Here is a 20684-nt window from a genome sequence, read left to right on the forward strand (position 1 = left end):
AGAGGCCACACTCGTCGCTTGGATACAAGCCACCGGCACCCGAGGCCATCATCTGGCCTGCGCCAGCAAGCGGAGCAGCACCGTCATCTGCCCGGGCAATAGCCCCAAGGCCGATCATGAACTAAGATTGAAACCGGACCACCCTATGGGGTCAGGCCAATCACTGAACTGTTGAGCATAGTTCCATGTACATTAGAAATAATAATCACCTCACGAGTCGTAGTGCTGTGTTTAGTCGCGAGAGGTGTTTTACGCGCCCGAGGTGACGGTATTCCGGTCGTTGAGCCTCGACCCGAGTAGAACAGTGAGGGTGCGACACCTGGCGCCCGAACCACCTCCGGCCAAAGACAAAAAAAGAACCGCGCCAGGATCCCTGAGCGCGGTTCATAAGAATCAAGTTGCGGAGATGGTCTACTCGTCGCTGAACACCATTCGGAACGCGACAGGCTCATAAGCCTCGAGGAGTTTCATTGCGAATTCCCGCGGTGGTACGTTCAGGGCTTCCGCCCACATCTCCCAGCGCTCCGGAACAATCTTGCCCTGGCCGAGTTCGATCTGCGAAATGTAGGTATAGTACAGCGTGCCGACTTTCGCGGCGAATTCGCGCTGCGTCATTCCCAGCGCCTCGCGCCGTTCCCTCAGCCAGCGGCCAAGTTCGGCGCGATTTTTCGATCGGTCTACAGCACTAATATCAGCGCTGGTTCTGCCTCGTGCCATGTGAACCTACCTTCCCGCCCCCAGCCACTGCTGATTGCAAATGAGCCTGTTCGGCTCGGACGATACACCGGAATTCCAGTGAATGCATTTCATCCCGATCCGTACCCGCAGAAGGTTGTTGTGGTCAAGCTAGCATATTGTAGCATTTGATGTACTTCTCTTGCGGATTGTGAGTTAGCGGGCCAGTGAAACGTGGACCTCCACCGCCTCATCCCCCGTCCGCCACTCCACGCCGAAGATCGGCGTTGCCTCGCTGCGGCCTTTGACAGCGATGCGGTCGAGTTCGCGAATGTTGAAGCGGTCCGCGACGCGGCGGGCGGTTTCGGGACCGATGATGACGGGGGCGTCGTAGTCGCGGGTCTTGCCCTCGAGGCGCGAGGTGAGGTTCACGGCGTCACCGATCGCCGAATAGTCGAAGCGCATCTGCGAGCCCATGTTGCCCACCACACACTCGCCGGTGTTGATGCCCACCCCGATGCCAAGCCGCAGCGGCTCGCCCTCGCCAATCGTCTCGCCCTCGAGCTCCTCGTTGAGGCGGTCGATCGCCTCCTGCATCCTGAGCCCCGCGCGCACGGCCTTAGCGGCATGGTCCGGCTCGTCCATCGGCGCGTTCCAGAACGCCATGATGCAGTCGCCAATATATTTGTCGATGGTACCGCCTTCCTCGAGCACGATGCGCGACAGCGGATCGAGCAGGCGGTTGATGAGGCCGATGAGCCGCTGCGGGTCGTCCTTCAGCTTCTCGGCGATGGTGGTGAAGCCGCGCACGTCGGCTAAGAGGATGGAGAGCGTGCGCTTCTCGCCGCCGAGTTTAAGCTGCGACGGGTCGCTCGCCAGCCGCTCGACCAGCACCGGCGACAAATATTGCGAGAAGGCGCGGACGATCTCGCGCCGCTGCCGGCTTTCCGACGCATAGTCCCATGCCGCCTGCGCAGCGGCGACGAGGACGAAACCGAGCGCGGGGGCGAGCGGCGGCACGAAGACGCGCGCCTGGTGAAGCAGGACATACGAGCCGAGCGCGATGACGGCGAGCGCCACGAGACCGGCGGCAACGGTGTAGGCGCTGCTTGCGCGCCAGACGGCGGCCGCCAGCACCGCAAGGCCGAGCACGACAAGGCGCGTCTCCTCGTTGGCGGCGCTGACGAGGAGGCCAAGGCGCAGGTTCTCGTAGAGCGTTGCCTGGATCTCCGCCCCGGCGACCAGCCGGCCGGTGCGCCAGGTGGCGGACGTGGCGTAGGCGTCGGCACCGCCGGCTTCGACCGTCGGCGCGTTCTGGAGGCTGAGGCCGACGATGACGGTCTTGCCGCGGAAGAAGTTTTCCGGAAGCGAGGTTTCCGGTTCCAGCGCCTGATAGTAGCTGACGGTCGGAAAAGTGCGGCTGGGCCCGAACACCTGCACGAGCCCGCGTCCGACCTTGTCGAGCTCGTGACCGGCGGCACGCAACAGCTGCGCAGCAAAGCCGTCGGGATAAAGCGGCATGCGCCTGAGCGCCCCGTCGCCGTCGAGCGAGATGGTGGCAATGCCGTGCAGCGCGCCCGCATCGGTCAGCTCGGGAAGCGGCATCACCCGCACCAGCTGGTCGGCGTGCTGCGAGGAAAGCACGGTTTCGTCGGCCGCCAGCACGACGTCGCCGCCGACGGCGGCGGCAAGGGCTGCATCGGCTTCCGGATTGCTCGGGTCGGCAAAAATGATGTCGAGGCCGATCGCCTTCGCGCCTGCCTTGCGCAGCGCCTCGACAAGGTCGGCATGGACGCCGCGCGGCCACGGCCATTGCAGGGCAAGGTCGGCGAGCGACGGCTCGTCGATGGCGACGATCACCGGCGCCTCGGGGTCGACTGGCGGGACGCCGAGGGTCGAGATGACGTCGAAGGCGCGCAGCTCGAGCAGCCGCCATGGCGTCGAGCTGGACAGGGCCGCGACGCCGATGAGCACGGCGGCAACGATTACCGCGAGCCCGTTGCGTCGGTCCCCGCGGCTGATGCGCCACGGCACCTGAAGTGCCATCAGAAGCGAACCTTGATCGAGCCGGTAAAGGTCCGGCCCCAGCCTGGCGTCGCCGGCGCCACCTCGAACTTTTCGTCGAGCAGATTGTAGGCGGCGAACTCGATCAGGAAGCGCTTGTCGAACGGCTCGAAGGTGGCAAAAGCATCGACCGTCCAGTGCCCCGGCAGCGTCGGCCCGGTGTCGGAGCCCAGGCGCTTGCCGACATAGGTGCCAGCGAGCGTCAGCTTGACGTTTGCCGGGTTCACCCAGGTCACGCCCACCCGCGCCGAAGTTTCCGGCACGAACGGCAGCGGCTCGCCAAAGCCGAGGCTGTTCGGGTCGCGGTTTTCGGAGCGCGTATAGGCGAAGGTGCCGAACAGGCCAAAGCCGTGGCCGAGCTGGACATTGGCGGTGGCCGCGACGCGGTCGATGCTGCCGCGGGCAAGGGCGGTCGACTCGATCGTGCCGGGCGTGGTGATCGACAGGTTGCGCAGGTTCTGGTGCTGGTAGTCGAGCGTCGTGAACAGGTGCTTGTTCCACTCCGCGCTCCAGCGGGCGGCAAAGGTTTCGGCGCTGCCGCCGATGTCGAGCGGCGCCTGGTTGGGCTGCAGCCCGACGATGCCGACCGGCGCCAGCGATGTGTCGTTGATGCTGTTGGTCTCGCGGATGTAGCCGCCGCTCAGCCAGTGGTCCTGGAAGGGCGACCAGGAGATGCCGACGCGCGGGTCGACGCGGGACAGCGACATGTCGCCGTCGATGAAGGTGCCGAACAAGCCCGCTTCCGCACGCAGGTCCGGGCGCATGTCCCAGAGCGCATCGGCATAGGCGCGGCCGAAGCGCAGGTCGAGGCTGCGCCCGTCGACCGTCTCGTCCGAACCGAACGGGAAGATCAGCAGGTCGCGCCAGCTCTGGTCATAAGATAGCGTGCCAGCCTCGACGCCATAGCGCCAGGTCACGTCGCCGGTCGCAACCGTGTGATTCACCGCGCCGGTATAGGTGCGCTGGCTGACCGAGGCCGAGGTTTCGCGGGCGGCCACCACGTCGGGAATCGTCGTGTCGATCAGCAGGCCCTGCTCGAGGCTCGACTGGTCGAGGTCGGTGACGAAGAAGGCGGTGTTGAGGACGTTCCTGTAGCCGAAGGTATGGCTCCAGCCGACGCCGCCTCGCGAGGAGCGCAGGTCGAGGTAGCGGTTGTAGTTCAGTGCGTCGAACGCCAGCGTCGGATCGTTGAGCAGCACCGTCGCGTCGGTGATATTCGGCTGCCAGCGGTTAAGGTCGGCATAGACGACGACGCGGTCGTAGGGTGTCGGGCGGGCGGTGAAATAGCCCTGGCCCGAGATGAGCTCGTTGTCGAGGTCGAGCCGGGCGAAGGGCACGCCCGTGCCGGGGGCGTTGCGCTCGCGCAAATCGTCGTCGCGCTTCATGCTGCCGGACAGATAGAGGCTCCACGGGAATGGCGAGACGTTGAACGCCTGCACCTCGCCAGAAGCCGTCCAGCCGTCCCCGTCGCCGTTGCGGATGAAGCCGCCGCCGGCCGCACCCTCGATGAACGGGCGGCGCAACAGGTTGGCGCTTCGCGAGCGGCCCGCCAGCATTTCCGGCGTCAGCATCAGCCCCTGGAACAGCGAGGAGAAGCTGCGCACCGTCGTGGTCGGGGCGACAGGATCGCGGCCGGGCTCCATCGAGGTGTAGAATGGGTCGGGCGCGCCGGATACCGCCTGGTCGAGCAGCGTCGTGCCCGCGAACGGGTCGAACACGGCGTCGCCATAGAAGCGGCCCCACGCGTCGAGGCCCTGCAGGCGGAAGGCGTTGTTGAGCAGCGAGCCGGCATCACGGTTGCCGGTGAGCGCGGCATAGTTGCCGCCGCGCGCCCGCGAGCGTTTCAGTGTCTCCTGCGCATGGCGGATCGCCCCGTCGGCATCGTAGTCGTCGATCGCAATCGCCGTCGCAAAGGAGGAGGTGGCCGGGTCGTTCGGGTCGAGCCGGTCGGCGTTGCGCAGCGCCTGTTCGGCCGGCACGCGGTCGCCGGACTCGTAATGGGCGGCGCCCAGCATCAGCAGGCCCTGGGCATAGGCGGGGTTAGCGGTGGTGCCGGCGAGAAGGTCCGCGCGCGCCTTGTCGAGCTCGCCGGTCTGCATGTGGTAGCGGCCACGCGCAATCAGCGCGACGTCGAAGGCGGGATCGAGCTCAATGGCGCGCTTCAGCGAAGCTTCCGCCTCCCGCTCGGCGCCGCGCTCGCTCTCGAACAGGCCGAGCGAGTTCCACAGCGACGACGAACCCGGCGCGATCTCGACGGCCTTCTTCAGGTCCTCATAGGCGCCGTCGATGTCTCCCTCCATGCCGGCGCGATAGCGGGCGCGCGCTTCGAGCGCGAGCGGATTTTCCGACTCCAGCGCCAGCGCGCGCTCGACGGCTTCCCTCACCTGCTCGCGGTCGTCCATCAGGATCGCGAACTGAGCGCGCGCGGCCGGCAGCACCGGGTCGTTCGGATAACGCCGCTCGGCGTCCCTCAGCACATTGATGGCGGCAACGATGTCGCGCAGGAAGCCCGCAGCATAGGCGTCGGCGAGCGCGCCATAAGGGCCGCTAGTAGCAACCGGCGGGTCCTCGGCGTGGTCCGGATTGGCCAGCGAGCGGGCAAAGTAACCGCCATAGGCCGCCATCGACCGCCGCTGCGGGTCGAGATGCGGCATTGCCCTGGCAAAGAGCGCGGCGGCGTCCCTATAGCGCTGCTGGGCCGCGAGCAGGAAAGCCTCGGCAAGATCGAGCCGGGCGCGCTGCTTCGCTGTCAGCCGCATCGTCCGCGCCTTGGCAATTGCGGCAAGCGCATCCGCGCGGCCGGTCAGCGAATGCGAAGTCTCGGCGAGGGTGATCCAGTCCTCGGCGTTGCGCTGCGCCTCCGGCAAGGTCGCGACGCGCTGGTGCTCCTGACGCATTTGTCCGAGCGGCAGCGAGGTCACCGGCAGCGAGGTGAATGCGCCGCGGAGCGTCAGATAACAGCATCTGCTCCCGGTCGTCGGGCGAGACGATGATGGTCTTGGTCGGCGCCTGGCCGATGCGCGCGCTGGCCGCCTCGCCGGCGGSGACGCTGACCGAGCCATATTCGTTGAAGAGGTCGACGCGCCCGTCGAGCACGATCAGCGAGGTGCGATCGCCCTCGACATTGAGCGAAAAGTCGGTGCCGCGAATGGCGGCCGCCGCCGGCGTCTCGACCTTGAGGCCAATGCCACCCGTCTCGGCGCGGCCCCAGACGGAGCCCGCTTCCAGCGCAAAGACGCTGTCGGAGGTTTCGCCGATATGCTTGACGACGAGCGTCGTGTTGCGACCGAGCCTCAGCTGCGTGCGGTCGGAAAACAGGATCGCGAGCTGGCCGATTGCATTGGTGCGCAGCGTGTCACCGGGAAGCAGGTCCTGCTTGACGTCAACGCTGCGCCACGAACCGACCTCGATGAAACGCGCTTCCTCGCCCGCCTTGCGCGAGACGACTGAGCCCGCCGCCTGGCCGGAGCGGGGGATGACATCGGCAATGGCCGGCGCAGCTGCGTGCAGCAAGAGCAGGCAACAGGTAGTCGCAACAACACCGCGCATGTACAAGACCGAATAAAGAGGGGCAGTGGCCGGAGCTATTCGCAAGTTAATTTCGGAGTCAAGCGCCTCGCCGCTTCGACATTGCTTAAACCTTTGTGGTAGATCAAAAGAATCTGGGGGGAGTATTTTCGTGGACGAAAAGACGCTTGAGGCAGCAGCAGCGCACGCCGTCACCGAAGAAGGCTTATCCCGTTCGCTCCGGCACCACTAGATGTGGCCCCCGCGAGGAGCCAGGGAAAAGTCTGGATCGGAGGAGAGAGAGGGCGTATGTTGTCTAGTGGATGGCAGCCGTAAGAAGGCAGGCGAAATGATCATTGAGCATTGGCGCAGGAACGAAGCAAGGGTCCGTCAGGCAGGCAGGATTGCCATTGAGGAAGCCCGTCGTGCAGGAGCGCCCGCTTACTATCACGACCCGAAGGCAGGCGGAATCGTGCGTGAGATGCCAGACGGCTCGCGGCAACTCGTCGCGGTCGTCGGCGGTCAGGACATCGTCATGCAGGAACTTGGGCCGAGACGCTAGTTGCCACGCGAAGCCAAGCAGTATTGTACCGTTCTGGGCGGCCCGAACGGTTCCGGGAAATCCACGATCTTTCGATATCTGCAGCCGCCGGGCGACTTCATCAACACGGATGTCGTGGCGAGAGGAATCAATCCTGTCTCGCCAGAATCGGCATCCATGGCAGCCGGCAGGTGGGTCTTGAACCGTCTGGACCAGGTGATCGCAGCCCGACAGAACTTCGTCTACGAATCCACCCTCAGTAGCCACCAATCCCTGGCTCTGATGTCACGATGTCGATCTGTTGAATATGAGGTTTCCCTGGTTTTTGTTGCGCTCAATTCCGTCGACCTGAATGTGCGACGGGTGGCCGAGAGAGTCGCAGCAGGCGGGCACCACATCCCCGAGCACGTTATCCGAAGGAGATATGAAACCGCGTTTTCTCGGCTGCCGGATGCAATTCGGATAGCGGACAGAGTGCTGTTGTTCGACAACAGTTCAGTCGAGCCTGCCATGCTCATGTCCATCGAATTCGGGAACATCGCTGAGAACCATCTCGATGAAGCGTTTTCGTTGCATATGAGACTGGCCGAGGCCGTAGGACAGGCGCTAGACATCAGTTCGGATATGGTACTCAAGGCCGCGCGATACAGCTAAAGCACCTCGATGATCGACCTCACGGTCAGTGCGTATCGAACACGAACGCCGTCCGCCTCTTGGCCAGCACAGGCCGCGACGGCTTCTTCCGGCGATAGGCGCGCTCATCCGGCGGGTAGTCCGGATCGAGCAGCAGCTTGGCGTAGCGCAACGGGACGTTGGCCTGCCGCGCCCGCAGGTATGCGTCTTCCCGTGCCTCCTCGTCATACTCCCCGCGGATGGCCTTCTTCAGCTCGCGGAACACGGGCCGCTTCCCGGTGATATCCCAGTAGGTCCCGGCGCCGACCTTGACGCCGATCCCGAGCAGCCGCTCGAAGGACGACCGATAGTGGCGCCGTCGGTTGAAGCGGTAGACGAACTCCTGGAGATACACCTCGGCGTGCTTCTTCCGGAGGCCGTGGTAGACGCCCATCGACCAGCGCTTCAGCAGCGAGAAGAGGCGGTGTATCTGCTTCAGCAGCACGTGGGCCGGGATGTGCTTGGGGATCGGGATCTCATGATGTCCGCGACCCGCCATGTTGCGGTAGGCGGTGTTGCCGTCTGTCACGATCAGCGTGCCCGGCGCCGTGTTCTCTTCCACGAACGGGTGAAGTGAGGCGCGGCCGCGGCTCTTGATGATGCTCAGCCTAACGCGCCCCATGAGGCCGTCATCGAGACATTCGACAGCCCCCGCGATCATGATCTTGTCGGCGTCGGGCTCGCCCTTGAGACGCTCGAGGGTGTCGGCCTTCCGGCGAAATCGCATCTCGGTCTCGTCCACCTGGACGACCTCGTCAACCCCGCCCAGCGGCTCCCGATAAGGATCGACCATCGCCCGGCGCAGCTTGTGGAGAAGCAGCCAGGCGGTCTTGTAGGAGCCGATCCCGAGCTTACCCTGGAGCTGGAGGGCGGAAATGCCGTTCGAGTGAGTCGTCACCAGATGGGCCGCCATGAACCACGTCCGGAGCGGCAAGTGAGTGCCTTGCATGAAGGTGCCTGCGATGACGGAAACCTGCTTCCGGCACAGCGACACAACCCCGTCCTCGTCCGCCTTCTCGCCAGCGCACTCCCAGACCCAGGGCTTGCCCCTCAGCTTCCATCCCTTCGGCGATCCGCAGTGCGGGCAGACGAAGCCATTCGGCCAGCGGCGCTGCGCCAGATAGGCCGCGCAGGAGTAGTCGTCCGGGAACATCGTCTGGAACTGCTCCAGCGACGGCGGGCGGTCATACCTCCAGCGGAAGACGTGCTCGTGGGCCATGCGACACCGCTAGCATGGCGAGGTGAGGCGGCGCGAGCCAATCCACTAGATATGGTTAAACCGGAGCGAGCGGGATAAGCCCTCACCGAAGAGGCACTTGAGGCAATTGTCGAGCGTGGGCACTATCTCGACCACCTCAAGAAGGTTAATGATGTCTATTACGACCAGATCAAGATAGCCGACCAAAAGGCGGCCTACCTGTTCACCTTTATGGTTGCTTTCCTCGTTACTTCCGCAGAGGGTCGCGACGTCTTTAGCGCGGCGCGCTATGCGCAGGGAAGCTGGCACACCATCGTGCTTTCTGCCTGCATGGCGCTTGCGGTCGTCACCACGATATTTGCGGCGGTGCTGGTCGTGCTTCCGCGCAAGGCGACGGGCGGCACAACGCTCTACTGGGGGGGCCTGGTCCGACAACCGCCAGCGCTTCATCGAGGCCGACCGCACCGGCGACCCGCAGTTCCTGACGCGCGAATATCTCGGCAATGTCGACGCTCTGGCTTCCATCGCCCGGCGCAAGTTCATGTTCGTCGCCACCGCCTTCCGCGGCCTGCTACTCGCCATCCTCGCCTATGTCCTGCTGCTCGCGACGAGGTGAGGTGTCTCACAGCATCAGGTGCCGCCGTACTTCCGGGTCATCCAGCCCCGCCGCTTCGCCGGCGAAGACAATCTCGCCGCGGTCCATGATGGCGACGGAGTCCGCAAGTTCCCGCGCGAAATCGAGATACTGTTCGACTAGCAGGATCGTCATCCCGAGCGTGTCGCGGAGCCAGGCTATCGCGCGGCCGATGTCCTTGATGATCGACGGCTGGATGCCTTCGGTGGGCTCGTCGAGGACGAGCAACTTAGGCCGCATCACCAGCGCGCGGGCAATTGCGAGCTGTTGCTGCTGGCCGCCCGACAGGTCGCCGCCGCGGCGTGACAGCATCTCCTTCAGTACCGGGAACAGCTCGAACACGTAGTCCGGGATCGCCCGTTGCGACTTCGGCAGCGGCGCAAAGCCAGTCTCGAGGTTTTCGCGCACGGTGAGCAGCGGGAAGATCTCGCGGCCCTGCGGCACGAAGCCGATGCCGGCGCGCGCACGGTCGTAGGCCGCCAACCGGTCGATCGGCTTGCCGTCGAAGGAAATGCTGCCGCCTGATAGCGGATGCTGGCCAACGACGGCCTTGAGCAGGCTCGTCTTGCCGACGCCGTTGCGTCCGAGCACGCAGGTGATGCGACCTTCTTCCGCGTTCAATGAGACGCCGCGCAGCGCCTGGGCTGCGCCATAGTGGAGGTTGGCGTTGTGGACTTGGAGCATCGTCATCTCCCGAGATAGACTTCGATGACGCGCGGGTCCTGCGAGACATGATCGATGCTGCCTTCCGACAGTACCGAGCCCTCGTGCAGGCAGGTCACCTTGACGCCAAGCTCGCGCACGAAGTGCATGTCGTGCTCGACAATGATTACCGAATGGCGGGTGGCGATGTCGCGCAGAAGCCGCACGGTTTCTTCCGTCTCCGCATCCGTCATTCCCGCGACCGGTTCGTCGACGAGCAGCAGCTTTGGTTCCTGCGCCAGCAGCATGCCGATCTCGAGCCACTGCTTCTGGCCGTGGCTGAGATTGCAGGCGAGTTCATTGCGCCGCTCCTCGAGCCGGATGGTGGCGAGGATCTCACCGATCCGCGTGCTCTCCTCAGCCGAACTGCGGTCGAAGACGGTGCGCAGGATGTTGCGAGGGCCTTTGAGCGACAGGGCGATGTTGTCCTCAACCGTGTGGCTCTCGAACACGGTGGGTTTCTGGAACTTGCGGCCGATGCCGAGATTGGCGATGTCTGCCTCATCGTAGCGGGTGAGGTCGTGCTCGCCGTCAAAAAAGATCTCGCCCTTGTCCGGCCGCGTCTTGCCGGTGATGAGGTCCATCATCGTTGTCTTGCCGGCGCCGTTCGGGCCGATGATCGCGCGCATCTCGCCTTTGTCGAGCACCAGGGAGAGGTCATTGATAGCGCGAAAGCCGTCGAACGAGACCGACACCGCATCGAGATAGAGAATGGTGTTGTTACTGCTCATCGATCACTCGGCGGGTTGCGGACGTGCGGCTAGGGCCGGCCCGGTGACGGGCGCGGCTGCGGGGCCGGATGGGGATACCGCGGGCGGTTCGGCTGGCGGCACGGGTGCCACGCGCCGGCGAGCCTTGAGCGACGAGCGCCACTGCTCCCACACTCCGACGATGCCCTTTGGCATGAGAAGCGTTACGGCGATGAAGAGGCCGCCCAGCGCAAACAGCCAGACTTCGGGAAGAGCAGCGGTGAACCAGCTCTTGCCCCAGTTGACGGCGATCGCGCCGATGACCGGGCCGACGATGGTTCCGCGCCCGCCAACAGCTGTCCAGATCACCACCTCGATGGAGTTCGCGGGGGCAAATTCGCTCGGATTGATGATGCCCACCTGCGGCACGTAGAGCGCACCTGCAATGCCGGCCATCACGGCGGAGATGGTGAAGGCGAGCAGCTTGATGTTCTCCGGCCGCCAGCCGAGGAAGCGCGTACGGCTTTCGGCGTCGCGCACGGCGACCATCAGCTTGCCGTACTTGGAGCTGACCAGTCTCGCGGTGGCGACCACCGCGAGTGCCAGCATCAGTGCGCTGGTCGAGAACAGCGCCGCACGCGTTGCCGGCGCCTGCAGGCTGAAGCCAAGGATGTCCTTGAAGTCGGTGAGGCCGTTATTGCCGCCAAAGCCCATGTCGTTGCGGAAAAAGGCCAGGAGCAGCGCATAGGTCATCGCCTGGGTGATGATCGACAGGTACACGCCCGTGACGCGCGAGCGGAAGGCGAGCCAGCCGAAAGCGAAGGCAAGCAGGCCCGGCGCGAGCATCACCATCAGCGCTACGAACCAGAACTGATCGAAACCGTACCAGTACCATGGGAGCTCCTTCCAGTTGAGGAAGACCATGAAGTCGGGCAGCACCGGGTGGCCATAGACGCCGCGGCTGCCGATCTGGCGCATCAGGTACATGCCCATCGCGTAGCCGCCGATGGCGAAGAAGGCGCCATGGCCTAGGCTGAGGATGCCGCAGTATCCCCAGACGAGGTCGAGCGACAGCGCCAGCATCGCGTAGCAGAGGTACTTGCCGAGCAGTGCCACTGCATGCGGCGGCATATGGAAGCTGCTGGAAGGCGGCACAGCAAGGTTCAGCACCGGCACCGCGATGGCAGCAGCGACGAGAAGGATGAGGAGCAGGAGGACGCGGCGGTCGAGCCCGCCGGAAAACAGTCGCGAGAATATCATGCTTCTACCGCCCGGCCCTTGAGCGCGAACAGTCCGCGTGGGCGCTTCTGGATGAACAGGATGATCAGCACCAGGACGACGATCTTGCCCAACACAGCACCGGCATAGGGCTCAAGGAACTTGTTGGCGATGCCGAGAGAGAAAGCGCCAAGCAGCGTGCCCCAGAGATTTCCGACGCCGCCAAAGACGACGACCATGAAGGAGTCGATGATGTAGCCCTGGCCGAGATTGGGTGAGACGTTGCCGATCTGGCTGAGGGCGACGCCGGCAATGCCCGCGACGCCTGAGCCCAGGCCGAAGGTGAAGGCGTCGACCCAGGGTGTACGGATACCCATCGAGGCGGCCATGCGCCGGTTCTGGGTGACCGCCCGCATATGCAGGCCCCAGGACGTGCGGTTGAAGATGAACAGCAGCAGCGCAAACACCGCGAGCGAGAAAACGACGATCCAGAGCCGGTTCCAGGTGATCGCCATCTGGCCGATCTCGAAACTGCCGGACATCCAGGAAGGATTTGCCACCTCGCGGTTGGTCGGGCCAAAGATCGTGCGAACCGCCTGCTGCAGCACGAGTGAGACGCCCCAGGTGGCCAGCAATGTTTCGAGCGGCCGGCCGTAGAGGAAGCGGATGATGCCGCGTTCGATGGCTATGCCGACGGCACCCGCGACGACGAAGGCAATTGGCAGGGCGAATGCGAGCGACCAGTCCTGCAGGTTCGGCGCGATGCTCTGGACCGCTCCCTGCACGACAAAGGTCGTGTAGGCGCCTAGCATCACCATCTCGCCATGTGCCATGTTGATGACGCCCATGACGCCGAAAGTGATGGCAAGCCCAATAGCGGCAAGCAGCAGCACCGAGCCAAGCGAAATGCCGAACCAGATGTTCTGTGCCGCGTCCCATGCGGCAAGCACGCTGCGGATGTTGTTTGACGCGCGCTCGGCGGCGCGTCTCAGGTCGCCCTCAGACTTCGCCTCGACGGCGGCAAGCAGCGACAGGACGTTGCGGTCGCCAACGGAGCCCAGAACCTCGACTGCGGCGATCTTTTCAGCGTCGGGCAGGTCAGACTGAAGGACGGCTGCGGCGCGCGCTTCCTGCATCCTCTGCTTCACCGCAGGGTCCCCCTCGGCGGCGATCGCCGCATCGAGCGCCTCGACCATGGCAGGATCTGGATTGGCGAGCATGTTGCTGGCGGCGGAGAGCCGCGCTTGCGGGTTTTTCGCGCCCAGCGTCAGCGAGCTGAGCGTGTCGCGGATGACGCGGCGCAGACCGTTGTTGACCTTGACCTTCTTCAGCCCGGATGCAGAAGCGTCCGGCACTTCCTCGCCGGTCAGCGGGTCGAGGAGCTTGGCGTTCTTCCCAGAACCTTCAACGATATAGACGGCGCCGTCCGACTTGCGCGCCTGCAGCCTGCCTTCGCCGAGGGCTTCCAGCAGCGGCCGTACCGCCGGGTCCCCGGTTGCGCCCAGCTCACGCACCAGCGCTTCGGTCTGGTCGAACTTTTCAGCAGTCGCGAATTTCGCGGCGATTTCGGCAAGCGACGGATCCTGCGCGCGCGCGGTGCCCGCAACAAGCAGCAGCGGCAGCAGGATGAGGCACAGGGCGCGCAGGATCATCGTTAGCTCATTTCAGTCTGGGAGGAAGGAAGGCCGGGGCGAAGGCGGCATTCTTCGCCCCGGCTGTCGGGCATCAGTTGATGCCCTTTCCGCCGCACTTGCCCGTTGCGACGTTGAAGTTTCCGCACGACAGCGGCGCGCGCCAGTCGGCGATGAGGTCCTTGGAATCAGGCAGGAAGTCCGACCACTCGTCGCCCACGACGAGGCCCGGCGTCTCCCAGACGACCTCGAACTGGCCGTCGTCCTGGATCTCGCCGATCAGGACCGGCTTGGTGATGTGGTGGTTCGGCATCATGGTCGAATAACCGCCCGAAAGGTTCGGGACCGACACGCCGACGATGGCGTCGATGACGGCGTCGGCATCGGTGGTGCCGGCCTTCTCGACCGCCTTCACCCACATGTTGAAGCCGATGTAGTGGGCTTCCATCGGATCGTTGGTGACGCGCTTGTCGTTGCCGGTGTAGGCGTGCCAGGTCTCGATGAACGCGGCATTCGCCTCGCTCTCGACCGACTGGAAGTAGTTCCAGGCGGCAAGGTGGCCCACCAGCGGGCCGGTGTCGATGCCGGCAAGTTCCTCCTCACCGACCGAGAAGGCGACGACCGGGATGTCCTCGGCCTTGATGCCCTGGTTGGCGAGTTCCTTGTAGAACGGCACGTTCGCGTCGCCGTTGATGGTCGAGACCACCGCCGTCTTCTTGCCGGCCGAGCCGAAGTTCTTGATGTCCGTGACGATCGTCTGCCAGTCGGAGTGACCGAACGGCGTGTAGTTGATCATGATGTCCTCTTCGGCGACGCCCTTGGACATCAGGTAGGCCTTGAGGATCTTGTTTGTCGTCTGCGGATAGACGTAGTCGGTGCCGGCGAGCACCCAGCGCTCGACGCCTTCCTCATTCATCAGGTAGTCGACGGCCGGAATCGCCTGCTGGTTCGGGGCAGCACCGGTGTAGAAGACGTTGCGCTGGCTTTCCTCGCCCTCGTACTGGACCGGATAGAACAGCAGCGAGTTCAGCTCCTCGAACACCGGCAGCACCGACTTGCGCGACACCGAGGTCCAGCAGCCGAACACGGCGTCGACGCCGTTGACGGAGATCAGCTCACGCGCCTTTTCGGCAAAGAGCGGCCAGTCCGAGGCCGGATCGACCACCACTGCCTCGAGCTTCTTGCCGAGCAGGCCGCCCTTCTTGTTCTGCTCCTCGATGAGCATGAGCATGGCGTCTTTCAGCGTCGTCTCCGAGATCGCCATCGTACCCGACAGCGAGTGGAGGATGCCCACCTTGATGGTGTCCTCTGCGGCAAAGCTCTGTCCGGCGGACATCATGCCTGCGATGATGGTTGCGCCCATCAGCATGCCTCTGGCGCGCGAAGTCAGTTTCATGACACTTCCCCTCTGGTTGTTTGCTGCGCTGCAAAAAGCAAAGCAACCAGCGTGCCAAATTACTTGTCAGTGGTCTTTTTCCTTACCAATTCAAAAAGTTGCGTTTGTAGCTTGATAGGCCGGGAGGTGTAGTAACGACGGGAGGACTACCAGTTAATGCCGAGGCCCTGCATATTATTTGAGCATTTGCACAATATGAGCAAAGTAGATGCAGAGCAGGATTGCGGAGGCGATTACGCAGCTGGCGGAAATCCCCGCCCGTTTGTCATTCATGCCGCGCCTTGCTGCTTGTAGGTTCTGGGCATCCGAAACCCGGTATGCCTGAGCCCAAGCAAAAAGTTTTGCGGCAGCGGTGTCGGAGCCGACGCTTTACACGCGTCTTTAATGAGCCAGCTGCTCGAGCTGGCGATCATCGGTCATGCCGGCGAAGCCTTGCAGAGCCAGAGCCCGCGCTGAGCATTCGACGACAACAGAGCAACGGGAGTGTCACATGCCAAGTACTATCCGTCTGCACCGCGTCTTCGCCGCCAAGCCTGAGAAGTTGTACCGGGCATTCACCGAGCCTGACGCCGTGGCGAGCTGGCTGCCGCCCTTCGGATTCACCTGTACTGTTCAACAGTTGGAGCCCAAAGTCGGCGGCCGGCACAGGATCTCGTTCCGCAACTTTTCCACCGGATCCAACCCTTTCTACTTCGGCGGCACCTATCTGGAACTCGTTCCGAACCAGCGGCTTGTCTACACCGACAGCTTCGAAGACCCGAACATGCCGGGCGAGATGAAGGTTACGGTCGATCTCAAGGCCGTGTCCGTTGGCACCGAGGTCAACATCGAGCAGCAGGGCGTGCCGGACGCGATTCCCGCGGAAGCCTGTTACCTCGGCTGGCAGGAGTCGCTGCAAAAGCTCGCGAAGCTCGTGGAGCCCGAGATTCCGGACGAATAGACCCCTAGCCACAAAGAGGAGGAAGCGATGAATTTTCCCAAGAACATCATCTGCCTCTGGTACGACCAGGATGCCGAGGAAGCGGCCAACTTCTATGCCAAGACCTTCCCCAACAGTTCGGTCGGTGCAGTCCAGCGGGCGCCGAGCGACTTCCCGTCCGGAAAGGAAAAGGACGTTTTGACGGTCGAGTTTACCGTCGCCGGAATTCCGTGCGTCGGCCTCAACGGCGGGCCGATGTTCAAGCACAGCGAGGCCTTCTCCTTCCAGATCGTGACCGAGGACCAGGAGGAGACCGACCGCTACTGGAACGCGATCGTTAGCAACGGCGGCCAGGAAAGCATGTGCGGCTGGTGCAAGGACAAGTGGGGCATTTCCTGGCAGATCATCCCGCGCGTGCTTCTGGAAGCAATGGCCGCGGGCGGCGCCGAAGCCAAGCGGGCCTTTGAAGCCATGATGCCGATGCGCAAGATCGACGTCGCGACGATTGAAGCCGCCCGGCGCGGGTAAGCGCGGGCGGCAGAACCGACCTACCTCAACGCAGCCGCCATGTTGCCGCCGTCGACGGTGGTAACGTCCGCGGTCGTGCGTTCGGCGAGCGCATGGTGCAGGAATGCCTGGGCGACGTGGTCGGCAGTGACTTCAAGTCCGAGCAGGTTGCCGGACATGTAGTCCTTCTCAGAGAGCCCGCGCGCCTTCGAGCGGCTGGCGATCATTTCGTCCGTCAGGAGGCCCGAACGGATGCGGTCGGCATTGACCGCGTTCGAGCGCACGCCGATCGAGCCATATTCCAGCGCATACTGACGCGACAGGAACAGGCTCGCGGCCTTCGGCAGGCCGTAGGCACCGAATTTCGGGCCGGGATTCACGGCCTGCTTCGAGGTGTTGAAGAGCAGCACGCCGCCGGTCTGCTGCGCCTTAAAAATCCGGACAGCTTCCCTGGCGACGTTCTGGTGCGAGAAGAAGTTGAGCTCGAAGCTCTTGCGAAGGAGCGCATCGTCAAGCTCGCCGATCTCGCCCTCGAAGGCAGCACCCGCATTGGAAACGACGATGTCGACGCCGCCATAGGTGCGCACGGCCTTGTCGAAGGCGGCGGCGATGTCGACAGGATTGGTGATGTCCGCACCGACGCCGATCGAGCCGTTGCCGGCTGCTTTCGCGGCTTCCGCTGCGCGGTCTGCGTCAAGGTCGACGACGACGACATGCGAGCCCTGTGCGGCAAACAGCTTGGCCGTTGCCGCACCGATCGCACCGGCGCCTCCGGTCACTAGCGTGACCTGACCGGTGAGCGGCTTCGGCTTGTTGCCGGCGAGCTTGGCCTGTTCTAGCGACCAGTATTCGAGCTCGAAGAGGTCCGACTTTGCCAGCGGGCGGAAGTCGCCGATGGCTTCCGCGCCACGCACGGCCTCGATCCACATCTCGCCGACGTCCGAGGCAATCTTCGCGTCCTTGAGCGTGCGGCCGAAGCCGAACATGCCGAGGCCCGGTACCAGCAGGAGGCGCGGCATCGGGTCGAGCATGGTGCGCTTCATATCATCGCGCGCGTCATTCTCCTCAAAGTAGCGGGTGTAATCGTCGACGAAAGCGACGACGCGCTCCTTCACCACTTGCTCGTAGGCCGCAAGATCGTCGGCGTCTGGCGCGGGCAGGGCAAGGGGGCCCGTCTTGATGCGGATGGAAAGGTCCGGCGTCGACACGCCCCGTGCGGCGCGGCGCTCGAGGCCCTCTGCGTTCACGAATTCAAGGACCTGCGGCGAAGTGCGGAAGTCGCAGACCATGCGGTCGAAGCGGCCTTCGCCGTGTCGGACGGCGACCGCTCCACGCAGCATCGGCGCGATCTGGGCCGGATCGGGCAGGCGATTCGGCAAGGTGATCGGAACCAGCCGGTTGACCTTGTTTGCCGCGATGTAATCTTCCGCCACTGTTACGTGTTGGATCATGCGGTCGTAAGCTTCTTTCGCCGTCGCCCCGAAGGTGAAGATGCCGTGCTTGTCGAGGATCAGCCCCTCGACCGAGGTGTCCTGCTCGTAGATCTCGGCCGCGGCCTTGGCGAGGTCGAAGCCCGGCTTGATGTAGGGCACGTAACCCATCTTCGGCCCGAACACCTTGCGGATCAGCGCCTCGCTGTCGCTGCCCTGGTCGACGATGGCGAGTACGGCGGTGGAATGGGTGTGGTCGACGAACTTGTGCGGCAGGAACGCGTGCAGCAGCGTCTCGACCGATGGGTTGGGCGAGGACGGATTGATGAGGTTGGCGCGCTGCAGCGCGACCATGTCCTCATCCGAAAGCTTGTCCAGCGTGCGTGCCTTGAGGAGCGGTCCGAGCTTCACAGCCGGCAGCCCCTCCGGTTCGATCACCGCCATATCCCAGCCGCTGCCCTTGACGTGCAGCACCGGCCAGCGATCGCCGACTAGGTCAATCGCCTCAAGCTTGACCGAGGTGTTGCCGCCGCCATGCAGCACCAGCCGCGGATCGCCGCCGAGGAGGCGGGTCGTGTAAACCCGCAGCGCAAGGTCGCGCTCAACGCCCTTCTTCGCATAGCTCTCGACGAGGGCTTCGGCTTCGGTTTCGTTCCACAGGTTCTTCATGTCGGGTCCGGCGGTCTGTTGGATTGGATCAGGAACTTTTCGGCAGGTCGGCCAGAAGGCGCTCGGCCATGCCCTGGGTGAGCACGAGATGGGTGGCGAAGCGCCCGGCGAGTGCCGCCTTCAGCGGCTCGAGCTTGGCCTCTTCCTGCACGACCATCATTCGCTTCGGAATGCTGCGCAGCGAAGCGAAGTCGGCGGAGATGACGCGGCGGTTGTAGTCGCAATCGAGCAGCTCGCCCCTCGCGTCGATCATCTGCCCGGCAATCACGCCCGTGGCACCCTGACGGCGCAGCTCTTCGACTTCCGCAGACGTCATCGCGCCGCATTTGACGACGTGCGCGTCTTCGCTGACGAGGCCGACGGAGTAGAGCGCAAGGTCGCAGTCGGCGACACCGGCCAGCTGCTCGCGGATCACCGGCTCCTCGCGCAGCTCGCGCGCCAGCCGCTCGTTCGTCAGCACCAGCGGCGCGTAGAAATTGAGGCCGCGCGCGTTGAGCCGGCGGGCGATCTCCATGGTGCACTGATCCGGTCGGTAGGAGTAGGGCGCGCCGAGATTGCCGCAGAGTTGCACGACGGTGACGTCGTGGAGGTCCGCGTAGGACATGACGTCGGCGATATTGTAGACGGTGCGGCCCCAGGCGATGCCGATTTTCTGGCCGCTTTCGGCGAGCGAGAGGAAGACGCTGGCGCCGAGGGCCGGGATCTCGGTTGCCGGATCAAAGGACGCGCCGTTTTCGGGGGCTACCCAGACGCCGTCTAGCCCGAAGGCGTCCTCGATCCGCCGCGCAAGCACGTCGCTTGCGAAGAGCGCGGTTGAGGTGGCGATGGTGACGATGCCGGTTTCGCGCGCCTTTCGCAGATAGAGCGCGACAGACGCGCGCGAGATGTCGAGCCGCTTGGCGACCTCGTCCTGCCGCAGGCCGTGGGTGTAATAGAGCCACGCTGCCTTGTGCACGATCTGGTCGGCGGGGCGGATGGACATCGACTTCTCCTCTTGGCTCGACATTATTCAATGTGAATGACAAAAGTCAATTCGCATGGCCGTTACGAAGAGGCAAGGGTGGCGGGTTCACGCCGGGGACCCAGATGGTGATCAGTCAGCAAGCTAATGCTGAAGGCAAAACCCGCCGGAGACCGGCGGGTTTTGTCGAGGAAGCGCTCAGCTGACGCCGCCTTACTCGTTCGGGTTCGGCATCCATGCCGGCATGGCAACGTCGGCATGGCGGAACTGCGGCATCTTTGCCGACAGGTCTTCCATGTTCTTGATATCGTTGTCGTTGAGGTCGGCCTGGGTGATGAGGGTCGGCGGCACGACGACGCTGCGGCCCGGATCTTCGCCAGCGAGCATCATGGCAAGCGCACGGACGGAGACCTGACCCACTACGGCGGGGTTGGTTGCCGCGGTTGCGGCCCAGGACGAGCCGGGCTCGCGCATTGCCGAAATGTCTGCGGTCGAGACGTCAGCCGAATAGATCTTGATGTCCGAAGACAGGCCTGCTTCATCGACCGCGATCTTCACGCCCTTGGCGAACTCGTCATAAGGGGCGAACACAACCTGGACGCCGGGGTTGGCGGTCAGCACCGAACGGGCCTGATTGGCGACGGAATTAGCGATCGGGTTGTCGAGCGTGCCGAACTGCGCGACTTCCTGGATGCCTGAATACTTCGCCTTGAACTCCTTCCAGGTCTCGTCGCGGCGGTCGAGCGGGGCGATGCCCGCGACATAGACATAGGCGGCCTTCCAGGATTCGCCGTTGTCCTTGATCGCCTGCTCAAGGGCGAGGCGGGCAAGGTCACGGTCCGACTGCTCGATCTGCGGGATTTTGTCGTTCTCGACGTTGACGTCGAAGGCGACGACCTTGATGCCGGCGTCGACCGCGCGCTGCGCGGCTTCTTTCATCGACTCGGTCAGGCCGTGCTGGATGATAATGCCGTCGACGCCGAGCGCGATCGCCTGGTCGACCATGTCGGCCTGCAGCGCGGCGTCCTGGCGGCTGTCGAAGACGCGCAGGTCGACGCCCAGCGCCTTGGCCTGCGACTCGACGCCCGACAGGTACGCCTGGAAGAAGTCACCGGTCGAAAGGTAGCGCACGAGCGCGATGCGCACGTTCTCCGGCTTGTCGAACGGTGCCGGGCGGTCCTGCGCCAGCGCCGGCAGCGCCAGCAGGCTGGCTGCGGCGAGCGTCAGCCTGCCCAATGTCCTGCGTGTGATGCTCATTCCTCACTCCTCCA

At 64.1% G+C, this 20684-nt stretch carries 17 protein-coding genes and 1 pseudogene; 6 read left to right on the plus strand and 12 right to left on the minus strand.

Annotated features, from left to right (window positions below):
- A pseudogene (locus L610_RS20440) lies at positions 1 to 125 on the plus strand (IS3 family transposase); the annotation flags it as partial.
- A gap of 286 nt (positions 126 to 411) precedes the next feature.
- Here the strand turns inward: L610_RS20440 and L610_RS04765 are convergent.
- From L610_RS04765 to L610_RS20830, 3 genes are all read right to left on the minus strand, one after another.
- Positions 412 to 717: a helix-turn-helix domain-containing protein gene (locus tag L610_RS04765; protein WP_144702920.1), complete on the minus strand. Its 306-nt coding sequence runs from the start codon at positions 715 to 717 to the stop codon at positions 412 to 414.
- 174 nt (positions 718 to 891) lie between these two features.
- A complete protein-coding gene (locus L610_RS04770) occupies positions 892 to 2721 on the minus strand; it encodes a CHASE2 domain-containing protein (RefSeq protein ID WP_144702923.1) in 1830 nt (609 codons plus the stop codon).
- Between the two features lie 2700 nt (positions 2722 to 5421).
- Positions 5422 to 6288, minus strand: a complete 867-nt coding sequence (locus tag L610_RS20830; protein WP_371712954.1) for a FecR domain-containing protein — start codon at positions 6286 to 6288, stop codon at positions 5422 to 5424.
- Between the two features lie 307 nt (positions 6289 to 6595).
- Between L610_RS20830 and L610_RS04780 the strand changes: the two genes are divergently transcribed.
- Entirely contained in the window at positions 6596 to 6808 is a 213-nt protein-coding gene (locus L610_RS04780) for a hypothetical protein (protein WP_144702926.1), read from the plus strand.
- A complete protein-coding gene (locus L610_RS04785; protein ID WP_144702929.1) occupies positions 6809 to 7441 on the plus strand; it encodes a zeta toxin family protein in 633 nt (210 codons plus the stop codon). It abuts the gene before it with no gap.
- 25 nt (positions 7442 to 7466) lie between these two features.
- Here L610_RS04785 and L610_RS04790 read toward each other — a convergent pair whose 3' ends face one another.
- Positions 7467 to 8678 (minus strand): IS1595 family transposase, encoded by a 1212-nt coding sequence (locus L610_RS04790; protein WP_144702932.1) that lies wholly within the window; start codon positions 8676 to 8678, stop codon positions 7467 to 7469.
- Between the two features lie 337 nt (positions 8679 to 9015).
- Here L610_RS04790 and L610_RS20445 point away from each other — a divergent pair, with 337 nt between their 5' ends.
- Entirely contained in the window at positions 9016 to 9273 is a 258-nt protein-coding gene (locus tag L610_RS20445; protein ID WP_144708639.1) for a hypothetical protein, read from the plus strand.
- Between the two features lie 6 nt (positions 9274 to 9279).
- Here L610_RS20445 and urtE read toward each other — a convergent pair whose 3' ends face one another.
- The 5 genes from urtE to urtA form a co-directional block, all read right to left on the minus strand.
- Positions 9280 to 9975 (minus strand): urea ABC transporter ATP-binding subunit UrtE, encoded by a 696-nt coding sequence (gene urtE / locus L610_RS04800; RefSeq protein WP_024848248.1) that lies wholly within the window; start codon positions 9973 to 9975, stop codon positions 9280 to 9282.
- 2 nt (positions 9976 to 9977) lie between these two features.
- Entirely contained in the window at positions 9978 to 10724 is a 747-nt protein-coding gene (gene urtD / locus L610_RS04805) for an urea ABC transporter ATP-binding protein UrtD (RefSeq protein ID WP_144702935.1), read from the minus strand.
- Positions 10725 to 10727: 3 nt separating this feature from the next.
- Positions 10728 to 11942 carry an urea ABC transporter permease subunit UrtC gene (gene urtC / locus L610_RS04810; RefSeq protein WP_024848250.1) on the minus strand — a complete coding sequence of 405 codons (1215 nt, stop codon included), beginning with the start codon at positions 11940 to 11942 and terminating at the stop codon, positions 10728 to 10730.
- Entirely contained in the window at positions 11939 to 13552 is a 1614-nt protein-coding gene (urtB, locus tag L610_RS04815) for an urea ABC transporter permease subunit UrtB (RefSeq protein WP_144702938.1), read from the minus strand. Before urtB ends, urtC begins: the two co-directional genes overlap by 4 nt.
- Positions 13553 to 13625: 73 nt before the next feature.
- Positions 13626 to 14900 (minus strand): urea ABC transporter substrate-binding protein, encoded by a 1275-nt coding sequence (gene urtA, locus L610_RS04820; RefSeq protein WP_371712956.1) that lies wholly within the window; start codon positions 14898 to 14900, stop codon positions 13626 to 13628.
- A 517-nt stretch (positions 14901 to 15417) separates the two neighbouring features.
- On the opposite strand from urtA, the gene L610_RS04825 reads away from it, so the two are divergent.
- Together L610_RS04825 and L610_RS04830 are read left to right on the plus strand one after the other, a co-directional pair.
- Positions 15418 to 15867: an SRPBCC family protein gene (locus L610_RS04825; protein ID WP_024848253.1), complete on the plus strand. Its 450-nt coding sequence runs from the start codon at positions 15418 to 15420 to the stop codon at positions 15865 to 15867.
- Positions 15868 to 15894: 27 nt separating this feature from the next.
- A complete protein-coding gene (locus L610_RS04830; RefSeq protein ID WP_144702941.1) occupies positions 15895 to 16374 on the plus strand; it encodes a VOC family protein in 480 nt (159 codons plus the stop codon).
- Positions 16375 to 16394: 20 nt separating this feature from the next.
- Here the strand turns inward: L610_RS04830 and L610_RS04835 are convergent, their stop codons facing one another.
- From L610_RS04835 to L610_RS04845, 3 genes are all read right to left on the minus strand, one after another.
- Entirely contained in the window at positions 16395 to 18452 is a 2058-nt protein-coding gene (locus tag L610_RS04835; protein ID WP_144702944.1) for a bifunctional aldolase/short-chain dehydrogenase, read from the minus strand.
- 28 nt (positions 18453 to 18480) lie between these two features.
- The gene (locus L610_RS04840; protein WP_024848256.1) at positions 18481 to 19434 is read right to left on the minus strand and encodes a sugar-binding transcriptional regulator; all 954 of its coding nucleotides are present in this window, start codon (positions 19432 to 19434) and stop codon (positions 18481 to 18483) included.
- Positions 19435 to 19626: 192 nt separating this feature from the next.
- The gene (locus L610_RS04845; protein WP_144702947.1) at positions 19627 to 20670 is read right to left on the minus strand and encodes a substrate-binding domain-containing protein; all 1044 of its coding nucleotides are present in this window, start codon (positions 20668 to 20670) and stop codon (positions 19627 to 19629) included.
- Positions 20671 to 20684: the final 14 nt, after the last annotated feature.

This window comes from Aminobacter sp. J44 (assembly GCF_007829415.1).
GTDB lineage: Bacteria > Pseudomonadota > Alphaproteobacteria > Rhizobiales > Rhizobiaceae > Aerobium.